Origin of the sequence: Zooshikella harenae (genome assembly GCF_018837975.1) — a bacterium.
Taxonomy (GTDB): Bacteria; Pseudomonadota; Gammaproteobacteria; order Pseudomonadales; family Zooshikellaceae; genus Zooshikella; species Zooshikella harenae.
In genome coordinates this window covers 26,455-39,814 of record NZ_JAGSOY010000025.1, presented here as the reverse complement: position 1 = coordinate 39,814, position 13,360 = coordinate 26,455, and the positions used below count along the sequence as shown (strand labels likewise).

14 protein-coding genes are annotated in these 13,360 nt (G+C 39.5%); 3 read left to right on the top strand and 11 right to left on the bottom strand.

The window, feature by feature from the left end; all coding sequences use genetic code 11:
• Nucleotides 1–21: 21 nt before the first annotated feature.
• Nucleotides 22–360 carry a 4a-hydroxytetrahydrobiopterin dehydratase gene (locus KCG35_RS12145; protein WP_215819965.1) on the bottom strand — a complete coding sequence of 113 codons (339 nt, stop codon included), beginning with the start codon at nt 358–360 and terminating at the stop codon, nt 22–24.
• 150 nt (nt 361–510) lie between these two features.
• Nucleotides 511–1,314 carry a phenylalanine 4-monooxygenase gene (phhA, locus tag KCG35_RS12140; protein WP_215819964.1) on the bottom strand — a complete coding sequence of 268 codons (804 nt, stop codon included), beginning with the start codon at nt 1,312–1,314 and terminating at the stop codon, nt 511–513.
• Between the two features lie 626 nt (nt 1,315–1,940).
• Between phhA and KCG35_RS12135 the strand changes: the two genes are divergently transcribed.
• Entirely contained in the window at nt 1,941–3,461 is a 1,521-nt protein-coding gene (locus tag KCG35_RS12135; RefSeq protein WP_215819999.1) for an aldehyde dehydrogenase family protein, read from the top strand.
• A 90-nt stretch (nt 3,462–3,551) separates the two neighbouring features.
• Here the strand turns inward: KCG35_RS12135 and KCG35_RS12130 are convergent, their stop codons facing one another.
• Together KCG35_RS12130 and KCG35_RS12125 are read right to left on the bottom strand one after the other, a co-directional pair.
• Nucleotides 3,552–5,279 (bottom strand): M14 family metallopeptidase, encoded by a 1,728-nt coding sequence (locus tag KCG35_RS12130; protein ID WP_215819963.1) that lies wholly within the window; start codon nt 5,277–5,279, stop codon nt 3,552–3,554.
• Between the two features lie 161 nt (nt 5,280–5,440).
• Nucleotides 5,441–5,950: a hypothetical protein gene (locus KCG35_RS12125; RefSeq protein ID WP_215819962.1), complete on the bottom strand. Its 510-nt coding sequence runs from the start codon at nt 5,948–5,950 to the stop codon at nt 5,441–5,443.
• 291 nt (nt 5,951–6,241) lie between these two features.
• Between KCG35_RS12125 and KCG35_RS12120 the strand changes: the two genes are divergently transcribed.
• Nucleotides 6,242–6,679: a hypothetical protein gene (locus tag KCG35_RS12120; protein WP_215819961.1), complete on the top strand. Its 438-nt coding sequence runs from the start codon at nt 6,242–6,244 to the stop codon at nt 6,677–6,679.
• A 67-nt stretch (nt 6,680–6,746) separates the two neighbouring features.
• On the opposite strand, the gene KCG35_RS12115 is transcribed toward KCG35_RS12120, so the two are convergent.
• The 3 genes from KCG35_RS12115 to KCG35_RS12105 all read right to left on the bottom strand — a co-directional run bounded on the left by KCG35_RS12115 (nt 6,747) and on the right by KCG35_RS12105 (nt 8,832).
• Entirely contained in the window at nt 6,747–7,148 is a 402-nt protein-coding gene (locus KCG35_RS12115; protein ID WP_215819960.1) for a carboxymuconolactone decarboxylase family protein, read from the bottom strand.
• 557 nt (nt 7,149–7,705) lie between these two features.
• Entirely contained in the window at nt 7,706–8,158 is a 453-nt protein-coding gene (locus tag KCG35_RS12110; protein WP_215819959.1) for a MarR family winged helix-turn-helix transcriptional regulator, read from the bottom strand.
• A 56-nt stretch (nt 8,159–8,214) separates the two neighbouring features.
• Entirely contained in the window at nt 8,215–8,832 is a 618-nt protein-coding gene (locus KCG35_RS12105) for a cysteine hydrolase family protein (protein WP_215819958.1), read from the bottom strand.
• Nucleotides 8,833–8,975: 143 nt separating this feature from the next.
• Here KCG35_RS12105 and KCG35_RS26835 point away from each other — a divergent pair, with 143 nt between their 5' ends.
• The gene (locus tag KCG35_RS26835) at nt 8,976–9,104 is read left to right on the top strand and encodes a DUF134 domain-containing protein (RefSeq protein WP_215819998.1); all 129 of its coding nucleotides are present in this window, start codon (nt 8,976–8,978) and stop codon (nt 9,102–9,104) included.
• Between the two features lie 373 nt (nt 9,105–9,477).
• Here KCG35_RS26835 and arsB read toward each other — a convergent pair whose 3' ends face one another.
• The 4 genes from arsB to KCG35_RS12080 form a co-directional block, all read right to left on the bottom strand.
• Nucleotides 9,478–10,512 (bottom strand): ACR3 family arsenite efflux transporter, encoded by a 1,035-nt coding sequence (gene arsB, locus KCG35_RS12095; RefSeq protein WP_215819957.1) that lies wholly within the window; start codon nt 10,510–10,512, stop codon nt 9,478–9,480.
• 3 nt (nt 10,513–10,515) lie between these two features.
• Entirely contained in the window at nt 10,516–10,989 is a 474-nt protein-coding gene (locus tag KCG35_RS12090) for an arsenate reductase ArsC (RefSeq protein ID WP_215819956.1), read from the bottom strand.
• Nucleotides 10,990–11,017: 28 nt separating this feature from the next.
• Entirely contained in the window at nt 11,018–11,350 is a 333-nt protein-coding gene (locus KCG35_RS12085; RefSeq protein ID WP_230409164.1) for a metalloregulator ArsR/SmtB family transcription factor, read from the bottom strand.
• 121 nt (nt 11,351–11,471) lie between these two features.
• Entirely contained in the window at nt 11,472–13,259 is a 1,788-nt protein-coding gene (locus tag KCG35_RS12080; RefSeq protein ID WP_215819955.1) for a sensor domain-containing protein, read from the bottom strand.
• Nucleotides 13,260–13,360 lie beyond the last annotated feature (101 nt).

Here is a 13,360-nt window from a genome sequence, read left to right as displayed (position 1 = left end):
GCACGTTAAGTGTATCACATATTAAGACAGTATCTCATCCGTCTTTGCTGCCATGATAAAATCATTTTTATGTAAACCTTTAATCTTATGAGTCCACCAGGTAACAGTTACTTGCCCCCACTCTGTCAATATACTTGGATGGTGGAATACCTCTTCAGCAATCTCCCCTACACGGTTAGTAAATGCCAACGCTTCTTTGAAGTTTTTAAACGTGAAAACTCGCTCTAACTGCATAATGTCATCACGTATCTCTATATTCCAATCTGGAATTTCAGCTAACAAGCTTGGTAACTCTTCCTCGGTTACCTTTGGTGCTCCTACTTGGCAAGCTTCACACTTTAAAGATGACAAATCACTCATAAAGCAATTACCCTTATTTTTTGATTAATATTTACTCATTACGAATTTTGTGTTTCAGTGATATCAGTTACACTGACTACAGATTACGTATAAATAATGACTTCTTGTGTTTATGTTTACAGTTCCACTACCCTATGATCTAGTAAAACCTTAACAGGCTTGCTGAGGAACTTTCGGTGGATACTTAGCAGGCAGCAGTCCCATTGCTTTCGCTTTAGTTACATAAGACATGATATCTAAATGACAAATATCGTAAAGCTGCTCTACACATTCTAAATAAAAGTAAATTGGTTGCATAATATCTATGCGATAGGGTGTTCTTAATACTTCTAATATATCAAATGGCTTACGTTCTGGTTTCTCACTGTCTATAGCATACTGTGTTTCTCCTGGAGAGGATAAGACACCACCGCCATAAATACGCCACTCATTTTGCAAGTGTAATAAACCAAATTCAACAGTAAACCAATATAAACGCGCTAGATAAACTCTATCTTGTTTACTGGCTTTATACCCTAATTGGCCATAAAGATGTGTAAATTGTGCAAATGCAGGGTTCGTTAACAGTGGGCAGTGCCCAAAAATTTCATGGAATATATCAGGCTCTTGCAAGTAATCTAACTCATCCCACGTTCTAATAAAGGTAGCTACCGGAAACTGCTTATTTGCAAGTAAGCTAAAAAACCTGTCGAATGAAATCAATGCAGGTACACGAGCAACTCGCCAGCCTGTTTCCTGCATTAAAACATCATTAATTTCTGCTAATTGAGGAATACGATCAGTTGGTAGTTGCAATTTCACCAAGCCCGCTAAATATTCATCGCAGGCTTTTCCCTGAATGCAGCTCAACTGGCGGTTAATTAACTGAGACCAAATTGCATTTTCATCATCACTATAAACAATAAAACCATCTGGTCCTGGCGATTTTGCTGTATAGTTGCTCGTTTTTGTCATTATAATGCCTCATCGATCTGGCTATACTGGCGTGTAAAAAAAATGCTATTGGTTAACTTATACACAACCATAGCCGCAGGTGAAATTAGTTCACGTGTTTCCTTCCTAAAGTTGATCGTAAACTATACGTTACAAATACAGATTAATTTATTGTTTTTAAAGCTTTTTTAAATTAACCATACATTTCTTACCACTTTTATATATAAAAACACCTATGGCTTTTATCCCTCGACAGTTTGAAAACCTGACTTGATATGCATTAGACTGCATTCCGCCGCAAAGCATTAGACAATAGTGGTATGAGGGGGGTATTTTTCCAACTAAAATCTTATAACCCTAAAAATCTTGAGCTTTCTTCAGATCGCAAAGATTTAATGATGGAAAATAACAAAGAATCATAAAATAATAAATGTATGCGCAATAAGACTGACATATTCTTGAAATAATAAAAATAAAGCTTTTCATTAGATAAGTTTTTTATGTGAAGTATAAAGCCTACAAACAAAGAAACTTAGCTTACTCAAAAAGGGCACATAAATAAACATATTACCTAAGTGAAAAGCATGACTGTCAGAATGGCAAAAACAACTTACAATAACAAAGCAAATGAAAACCAGGGAGCAATAATGATATACACGCCTCCAGGCCAAGATGGCGCCAAGCTTTTTTTTAAATCCCGATATGCTAATTTTATTAATGGAGAATGGGTACCCCCCAAGAAAGGCAATTTTTTTGAAAATAAGACACCTGTAACGGGGGAAACCTATTGTGAAATCCCCCGCTCAACAAAACACGATATTGACGCCGCACTTGATGCCGCTCATCAAGCAGCACCTGAATGGGGTTCAAAACCTGTAGCCTTTCGTGCACAGATTTTACTACAAATTGCTGACCGTATAGAACAGTTTGCTGAAAAACTTGCTATTGCTGAAACCTGGGATAATGGTAAACCTATCCGCGAAACAATAAACGCAGATATACCGCTTGTTATTGATCACTTTCGTTATTTTGCAGGGTGCATTCGTGCCGAGGATAGTTCCTTAGCTGAAATAGATGCAACCACAACATCTTATCATTTTCACGAGCCATTAGGGGTCGTTGGGCAAATTATTCCTTGGAATTTTCCCTTATTAATGGCTGCCTGGAAACTCGCACCCGCATTAGCGGCAGGCAACTGTGTAGTCCTTAAACCTGCCGAACAAACTCCTGTTTCAATTTTACTCTTAATGGAAATCCTGGAAGACATTATCCCACCCGGTGTTGTCAATGTCGTTAATGGCTTTGGTCATGAAGCTGGTAAAGCCCTTGCTTCCAGCCCCCGTATTGCAAAATTGGCCTTTACTGGATCAACTGAAGTGGGATGCGAAGTATATCAATCTGCAGCTAAGAATATTATCCCTTGTACTGTTGAGTTAGGTGGGAAATCACCCAATATTTATTTTCCTGATATTATGCAACAAGAGCCTTCTTATTTGGATAAATGCGTTGAAGGACTTTTATTAGCATTTTTTAATCAAGGTGAAGTCTGCACCTGCCCTTCTCGAGCGTTAGTTCATGAATCTATTTATGACTCATTTATGGAACATGTACTAAACCGTGCAAAAACCATAAAGCAAGGTAATCCCTTAGATACGGAAACAATGGTTGGTGCTCAAGTATCGTTAGACCAGTTAAATAAAATTATGGGTTATCTTGAAATAGGTCGTAAAGAAGGTGCTCATATTCTCTTTGGCGGTCAACGCGCCCAAGTGCCTGATACCTTAAAAACAGGCTATTATGTACAACCAACAATCCTCCAGGGAGAAAATTCAATGCGTGTATTCCAGGAGGAAATATTTGGCCCTACTATTGGTGTCACTACTTTTAAAACAGAAGAAGAAGCCACCCGTATTGCCAATGATGTACCCTACGGCTTAGGAGCTGGTGTTTGGACACGTGATATTAATCGAGCACAACAAATGGCTCGAAAAATACAAGCAGGAAGAGTTTGGGTAAACTGCTATCACATGTATCCTGCACATGCTGCTTTTGGTGGTTATAAAAAATCAGGTGTTGGCCGAGAAACCCATAAAATGACGCTCAAGAGTTACCAACAAGTAAAAAATATTTTAGTAAGTTACAGCACAGAACCTCTTCACCTTTTTTAATCCCATTAATTGATCAGTAGTACCCAATATAATTACAAAAAGGGCACGGTTTAATGTGCCCTTGTTTAGTTTAAGCGATGTAACGTATTTTTACTGAATAGAGAAAAACACAGCAGAAACAGGTCCCCACCGTCCATCACTGTCCATTGCCCGGACAAAAGCAATATGTTTACCAGACGACAAGTTTCGGGTATCTATAATACCTTTTATGGCTTGCTGCTCCAAATCAAAGTCACCAGAAACTGACTGCATAGGTTGACGCTCAGCACCTTCCTGCCACGGAGGCACATCAAGGAAGTATTCTGCGGCAGTAATAGTCTGTACAGGTTCAACACCATTACGATGACTAAAACGACTATCATCAGCGATCGCCGATAATGACAACCATGTACCAGCAGGTACTGGGTTTTCAGATGCTTCGTTATCAATATTGACACTATACACTTCTGGTCCAGTAGGAAGTTGATAAGGTGCACGTACAACTTTTGCCGCATAACGTAGTGCTTTCAAATTATCGGGTAAGATTTTTTGTTCGAAATAATGGCATGACTCAAAAAACTCTGTACCCAATTCAAAGGTAAACGCTGCAACCCCAAGCTCACCATAACTAATGCCATCACTTGTGCCATCGGTTTCGTAGAGCCCTAACGACCTTTCAGGTGAGTAACCATTAAAGTAGGCAAATTTACGTCCTAGAGTTTGCAATTGGGTATGATTAGGCGCTGGATCACCATTTGTTCCCCAAGGCCAAAGTACAAGACGTCCATGACTATGAATATCAAGATGGATACCACTTGTATCTAATGGGGCTGGATCATTACGCTCTGCTCCTCGACGGTCAGGATACAAGCTCCTTACATAATTTTGCAGGGCCTGAACCTCTGGCTCTGAACCTGGAGCCGAACCTCGATACACTTGCGAGCATACATCACCACTGGAACCATCTGTCGTAGTTCCCCAACCAAAGGTAAAGTTACGGTTTAAATCAATACCTTGTTTAAGTGGGTTATAACAACCATTAAAATCATTAACATTTTTACGCCATAAGACGCCTTTTTCAGCTTGTTTTCGTCCATCAGGATTGGTTTGAAGTAATAAATGCACTTCATGGTGATCGAGTATCCAAGTTGCATCAGCATCATTGCCATAACCTGTCAGTAAGTTTTTGGCAAAAGCCAGTGCCAATGGCGCTGTAGCATATTCCCGCGCATGAATTGCACTATTAATAAATAATTTAGGCTTATCTTCTATATCATTATTACGGGTGAGCTTTAACACCATTAAGTCATACCCTCCCCGCTGCTGCGTTTTACGCCAGGAATCACCGATATCAATCCACTCAGCCAACCGTGGATGCTCATCAGCCAGTGTTTTAGCTTCCTTAAATGTTGCTTCAACTGTCGGGTAGCAGCTGTAACCTGGTATATGATCTGCACTCTCACGAATGGTTGCCGCAGGCACTAAATTTAAACCACTATCTTTTGCATTTACAGCTTCCAACTTAAATCCTAAGCCAATAAGCTTATTCAACTGCTGGCTATCACCAGGCACCACTAAGTAACCCTGCTCATAGTCAGAAGACAGTGTCTCCATACTTTTAACGACCTGCCGCGCAATCTGATCAGAAGGAAAGTACGCTTTGTAAACCTGTGATTTTTGCTTAAGAGGAGCTAAAGAGGGTTGAGGAAAATCCGTATGAGCAAAAGCATCTCCTCCCACCCACATGGTTGTCGCAGATAACACTGCAATAGCTACAGAATTTTTTAACGAAAAATGCGAAAGAAAAGAATGTCCTTTAGCCATTTCCTTGTTACTCATCTTCACTCCATAAATTTTTTAATCACCTCAAAAACGAAAGATATCCCCCTCGCTTTGGGTGTTGTTATATTTTATTTATCATCGTATTACATCCATAACCAAGTAGCTGCTCTACCTGAAAAGCATAAGCCACTTGATTGTGAATCTATTATGACAGCTAATCACTCACCTGCATGCCACCAATCCAAGCATAAAACATTTAAGCCATCAGAACCAAAAAACAAAAAATCAGTCTGCCCCCGCCAAAAAAATACATCATACACAGTTACTTGATCATCCTGGCAGTGGCTATTTAGCTCACTAAAAAACAAATGGCCTTTGGTAACTTCCCAGTTTGGCTCACCCAACAACTTTCTTATTTCAGGCACTGTCGAGTATTTCTGCTTCAATTTATAATGCAGCGCCTGCATGATTCGATGTTTTTCTCCCATCCACTCATCAACCAAAGGATCCCACTCTCCCCCTTGAAAGTGCCCTGGAATCTGCTGCAGCTCCCTGTATCGTTTACTCAAAGAGTCTAAAGAACGTTGATTATACGTCTCTTGTATTTGTGCAAAGTCTTGCTTTTTATTCGCAGGTTGCTGAGCACAACCACTTGTTATCATGAAAGAAACGAGCAGTAGTATCGTAACCACCACGTGTTGTCTAATAGTTTTTAATTGGCTCATCATCAATTATTCATCACCTGTTCATATAATCGATGTAGATGTCATTGTTAACAGGCGTTAGCATAACCAGTTAAGCTAGGAAATTCATCCAGAATGCCAACTTTTTTATGACTCATACAATGCCTCAAAATAGGTCGTTGAGGCATTTTCAGAAAATGACCGAAACTTCAACAAAAAAATTGAGCTAATTCTGGAATATCCTTTAGAGGTGAACTAAGGTTTCGATTGGAGTTTCATTATAAAGTAGAGCAACCTGAAACTTTATACTTTTCACTTCTTTTTAAGGGAATAAAAATGGCTCAAAATAAAATAACAAAACTTTATATAACAACTATCACATCTACAGCCCAAGATTCACAATCAGCCGCAACGCCTGATGTATATATTCAGTATGCAAATCAACCAGGTGTCGACCAAACCCCCGCTACCCACACTTTTAAAAATGCGATTGGCCCCTTCACTAATGGAGGTATTCAATCTGTAGCCTTAGACCTAACAAGCCTTAGTGATGATGTTTACACTGTTCAAGAAATTGTTTTTACCACTGATAGTAATGATTGGTGGCTGGAAAGATCTGTGTTTATACATGCCCTTTATGACAATGGTTACGTTGCTACAATCACTGATATCACAAACTGGCCTGGTTTAGGCTTAAGCAATCAAAATAGCGATGGTGGAGTCTACTCTCAACCTGTGTTCCCTTACGCAGCAGGTGAAGTACCACAAAATTAATAAATAATACCGTTTAGCAAGGCTAAAAGCCTTGCTAAACAGGGTTTAACTTAAAAATAGCGACTATCTACTTTTCACATTGCTTCTTTTCAAATACTTCCTTAGCCGCCTTAATTCCATTAAGCGCTGCTGGAAAACCTGCATAAACACTCATTTGGATAATAATTTCTACAATTTCTTCTTTAGTCAAACCAACATTTAACCCTGCCTGAATATGAACCTTCAACTGAGGTTCTGCATTCCCCATTGCGGTCAGTGCTGCAATTGTCGAAATTTCTCTGGATCGAAGGTCAAGACCTGGGCGATTGTAAATATCACCAAATGGATATTCTATCGTATAGCGAGCCAGATCTGGAGCTATTTGCTTAAGCCCCTCAATCACTTTTTCCCCTGCCTCACCATCAATTTTCTTTAAATTAGCAAGGCCACGTTCAAAACGACTTTGATTATCATTTATTGCAGATTTCATGTATTTCTCCAAGCATTAATTATTTATAAAAATTCACTACAACTCAGCACTCACTTCAGGGCAATCGCATATAACTTTACCTTTATAAAAGCCATTTTAAGCACCTTTGTCCAATGTTTGCATAACGCCCTTCGAACACGCAGTGAATCCTTTCCTGGAGGCCGCTGTTTGACAAGATAGTTTTACCGCACCCTTGCGGCAAACAGTTCGATGTGCATTTTCAGCCTTTATTTCCCACTGGCATACATCGAAATACTACAGATGTTCATTTAATCATGATTGAGGTATAGCAAAATTTAGGTTTGCAGTGCTTGAATGGGTTTGTGAAACAGGTGCTGGGAGCAGCAGAGACCAAGGAGGGTTTTCTGCTGCGGGAGGAACAAATTAATTCATGCACTGCATTGGCACAATCTGTAGTACTCACCACAAACTATTTTTATATGCAATTGCCCTGACACTTACTTAAAGTAAATGCCAACTAAAAATCACAAAAATAACAAGCAACGCTATAAACATGAAACACCCTTTTCGTTATTTAATAACCTCACTGCATATTATTAGCGAGTATTACTATCAGTACTTCTCATTTCATTATTAATAAGCCTATAATAACCAGGCAATATGCTTTTTAATTTTGAGCAGCCTTTTTTGGTAATTTCGATTTTTTTAGCACGTCGATCCTCGATACAGTCTTTGACTTCGACTAATCCTTCTTTCTCAAGTGCTTTTAGCGTATTGGTGATAACCACCTTTGATACATCCAGCCGTGAAACAATATCTTTCATTGTAAACTGACCTAAATCTGGTTCTCGATCAAGCACAATTAAAATTAAAAATCGAGTTTGTGAAAGGCCCTGCTCAGCGAAATAAGCATCCAGCTTTCTGATAAGCAAACTGGCTTGACGTAACATAGTCAGTGCAGCTTCAGTCTTTTCTAAGTCCATTTCCGGAAACTGTTTAGCATACTGTTTCAATATTTTTTGTGTAGGTAATTCTTTCAAAAAAAACATTTAATTAGACCAATCATGACTTATTTTAGGCGCAAAAAAACTAAATACACGCAATACTACAATATGCTTAATAATTCAGGTGTAATACATCCTTCACCAAAATGATGAAGAACATGTTTTTCAAAGTAGTCCGCTTGTTGCTGCTCAAATGCACCACATGCATCTGTCACAACGATACAGTTGTAACCACTATCATGTGCATCTCGCAAGGTAGATTCCACACAAACATGTGTTGCAAACCCCATAAGAACGAGATTAGAAATACCGTTATGTCTTAGAAATGGATCAAGGGTGGAATGCTTCAAAACACTTGCCCCAGCACGTCCCTTCACAATAAATTCTCCTGCTTCGGGACAAAATGGCGGTACAAACCTTGAGCCTGATTCTTGCCATGTTCCAACTTTAGGTATCGCCCCAGCTAGCCCAAGTTTGCCAGTACCACCTGCAAACACAAGATACTCAGGGTCATGGCTTAGATCTAAACCTGCATGAACAATCATCCATTCCTTTTCTCTCGCCTTTGTAATAATTTGTGCTGCATTACTAACTGACAGATCAAAAAGCTCTCGGTCTTTAACAAACCGGTTCTTGAGTGGCGCATTCTCACCGATCCACTCATGCTGGAATTCGATAAAAACAAACGCTGTCTTTGACTTTAAAAATTTAGTTAACATACTAACTAAATTAATCTTCTTACGCTGTGCTGTCAAGAGTGCAATTAGTATTACTGTGTTGTTCTACCAACTTTTGTTTTCAGAACATTAAATATATAGCCTAACTTTGTGAGCAAAAATCAACAAAACCAGGTTATCTAAATATAGCGTATGAGTTTGAAGCGCTTAGGCTGGTAGATTTTATTGGTATGCAGCAGCAGGAAGCGGCTAACCAAATGGGTGTCTCTCGCCAAACATTGGCCAATATCGTCAAAACAGCTCGATTTAATTAAACAATTCCAGGCCACAGGCGTCACAACCATTTGTATTCATAATATTGGACAACAAATGCTAAATTGTTTATTAAATAGTGGATTTCTAGTTCATCGTATAAGTAAAACAGCAAAAATATTCACACGGTCTTTGCAGAGTTACAAAACACACCACAGTTTCTTACCACTGCACAGCAGGGAAAACCGTCTAAAAACTATGAATTAAAGCTTGTTCAAGAACAATGTAACTGTCACCAAAAGCGATTTTGTTGTGATAAAAAAAAGCCATTAAATCATTACAACAACTGTAGGGTATATGCGATCGCTATTATACTAGTCATAATCTACTTTTAAGTGTCAGTAGATTAGCAGGAATACCCTCAAGGGTATAACGTTACGAAACTGCTTCACTCTGGCTAAACCAATGGCGTGTTCTGTTAGCAAATGCAACTAAAGAAAGCATAACAGGCACCTCAACTAAAACACCGACTACGGTTGCCAGTGCTGCTCCAGACTGCAAACCAAATAGAGAAATCGCTACAGCAACCGCTAACTCAAAGAAATTAGAGGTACCGATCATACAAGCTGGTGCAGCAATATTATGAGGAAGCTTTATTACTTTTGCTACACCATAAGCAATCGCAAAAATACCATAGGATTGCAATAACAAAGGTATCGAGATTAACACAATGGCAAGCGGTTTAGCGGTGATTGTTTCAGCCTGAAAACCAAAAAGTAAGACTACTGTTGCAAGAAGACCTGCTATTGACACAGGTTTAAGCCCATGAACAAATTGGTTCAATCGGTGATGATCTTCCTTTGCATCCAGTACTTTACGCGTCAGTATGCCTGCAATAAGCGGCATCACTACGTAGAGAATCACAGACAATAACAGTGTTGCCCAGGGTACGGTCACATCACTCACCCCCAGTAAAAACGCAGCAATAGGGGCAAAGGCAAAGATCATGATAAGGTCATTAACAGAGACCTGCACTAACGTGTAATTAGCATCACCTTTGGTCAGTTGACTCCAAACAAAAACCATTGCGGTACAAGGTGCCACCCCCAATAAAATCATTCCCGCAATATATTCAGTTGCAGTCTCGGGACTCACCCAGTTAGCAAATAGTAAACGGAAAAAAAGCCACCCTAGTGCAGCCATCGTAAAGGGCTTGATGAGCCAATTAATCACTAACGTTAGTAATAATCCCTTTGGTTTTTTACCAATATCTTTGATAGACGAAAAGTCCACCTGAATCATCATGGGATAAATCATTACCCAAATAAACACCGCAACAGGTATATTCACATGAGCCACTTCCAGTGCAGCAAACCATTGAAACACGCTAGGCACCAAATTACCTAACAGCACGCCAGCCAATATACACAGACCGACCCAAAGTGAGAGAAAACGTTCGAAAAAGCCCATGATTTAAACCTCTTCTGCTATAGCGTGTAATGCTTCTTGTAACGCTGACGGGGAAAGAGCCTCCAAGTCTAATGCCAACATTTTTTGCACCCGTTGCTCAATGGTATTCATTACAGAAAAAAAAGCGTCGCTTTGTGTTTTCTCATCGCCTTTCAGCTTGGATGGATCAGGTAAGCCCCAATGAACTTTAACTGTTTTGTCAAACCAGGTTGGACATACTTCATTAGCAGCACTATCACACACAGTAATGACCACCTCAGGCTTTTTCGTCTCATAGACTTCCCAGGATTGGCTCTGAAGTCCTTCAATACTGATTCCCCGAGCGTGTAAATATTTGAGGGTTAATGGATGAACATGTCCAACGGGTTGGCTGCCCGCGCTATAAGCTAACATTCGGCCTTGGGCCAAGTGATTGGTAATCGCCTCACATAAAATACTGCGACAACGATTATGTGTACAAATAAAGAGCAATTGCATACCCAAATAACCTTTAAAAGTGTATAGCTTAACAAACAGGTCTATTTTTCATCGTTTTAAGTAGATGCTGATAATTACTTAAGGTATCTACTTGTGCATCACAAGCCTGTGCCAGTATAGAAGTAGCCCAATCAGGTAAAGCAGGATGCATAGAATAAAACACCCATTGTCCACGTCGCTCATCGATTAATATGTTGCAATTGCGCAGTTGGGCCAAATGCCTTGAAATCTTGGGTTGACTCCCTCCCATTGCAGCCACCAACTCACAAACACAAAGCTCACGTTGCTGATGAATTAACAACGTGATGTTCATCCTCGTTTCATCAGAGAGACACTTAAAAAATTGAACCAGGCTAATCAAGTTCGTAACTCCTCACCTCTGACAAAATAAATATATACGCATATCCATATATACAAATTCAAAAGCACCCTGTCAAGATTTATAGAATGAACTGTAGATATTAATAAGTGGGATTATTGCACTAAGTATGCTGTAAAAAGGGCTGATGATACTGATGAAGTGTAGAAAGTGAACTTTCGATAAAGGCTTGATGTTTAATTTTGCTGAATTTTGTCAACAACTCATCTGCTGCCATAGGAGGTGAAAATAAATATCCCTGACAATAATCACAACCCAAGGATTTGAGAAAAGCCAGTGCACGTTCATTCTCAACCCCTTCAGCAATAACATTTAATCCCAAGTTATGCGCTAATCCAACAATCGCCCGAGCAATACTGGCTGCATCCACATCATTAGGTAAATCTTCAATAAAAGAGCGGTCAATTTTAACCGTATCAATAGGAAGTTTTTTGAGGTAACTTAACGATGAATAACCTGTTCCAAAGTCATCCATACTGATAGAAACACCCAACTGTTTTAAGTGCCCTAACTCTTTAATGGCAAATTTAATATCGCCCATTAACATGCTTTCTGTTATTTCTAAATCAAGCAGTTGAGGCGCTAAACCTGTTGCATTAAGTACTTTTTTTACTGTGTTGACAATATTACCACTCAGTAACTGCCGTACAGATAAGTTAACCGAAATACTAGTATAAGGAGGCAAGTTCCGTTGTTGGTACCATTGTTGGCGTTGGGCACAGGCACTATAAAGGGCCCATTCACCCACAGGCAAAATAAGTCCCGTTTCTTCAAGCAGGGGAATAAATGTATTAGGCCCTATAATCCCTTCATGTGGATGCTGCCAACGAATTAAGGCTTCTAAACCAATAATATCCCCCGTCTGAACATCAACTTGCGGCTGGTAATGTAGCAGTAACTGATGCTCGTGTAAGGCACGGTATAAACTGGTTTCGAGATGAATACGATACTCAGCCAACGCACTCATGTTTGAATCATAAAATTGATAGTGGTTTTTACCTTCGTCTTTAACACGATACATGGCTATATCGGCTTGTTTTATCATGGTTTCTGTATCAGCGTGTATGCTGTCCATGACAGTAATACCAATACTGGCGGACACAAACAACTGTCGGCCTTGTAATTCAAAGGGTTGAGCTAAACCCGATATAATTTTGTCAGCAACAAGCGCAGCATCATTTTGGTCATAAATATTTTCTAAAATAATTGCAAACTCATCACCTCCCAATCGAGCAACCGCATCTCCTCGTCTCACACATTGCTTCAGCCTAGTTGCAACCTGTTGTAATAACTCATCACCAATACTGTGCCCTAATGTATCATTGATATTTTTAAAACGATCTAAATCGATCAATAGCAAAGCAAGCTTGCGCTGCCAGTGTTGTCCACGCACCACTGCCTTATGTAAGCATTCTTGGAAAGAGGAGCGATTAGCGAGCCGGGTTAAACAATCGTATTGAGAAAGGTCGTGAAGTAACTCCGCAGACTGCTTCTGTTCCGTTAAATCCTTTAACATCACAAGAAAAAACGTCTGTTGCTGGGCAAATTGCAATGAGATAATTCGCTTACCTCCTTCATTATCAGCCACAGTTAATTCAAATTGCGAAGGGGATTGGTGTGCATGATGCAGTACAAATGTAGAAAACGCTTCCTCTGTTTGTGGTAGTTTCCGCCAGTATTGCTGAATTAACTGACAGTTTTCACGCCAGCCCAAGATTTTTTTAGCGCGATGGTTTGAGAACAGAATTTCACCTTTAACATCAATAACCAAGACACCCTCATCAGTGGCTGTCAACAAATAAGGTAAAAAAGGCTTCACATAATTTAAATCATAGGTTTTAGCTAACGTGGTATAAGTAGTATCCGTTGTAGAATAAAGGGATTTAGTCATACAACTTCCTGTCGAGCAGAAGTGCTTATCTGAAAAAGCAGATTAACCTTCATTTCTCCAAAGGTTATCACTCTTACTGAAGTATAGTGAAAGACTTCAGT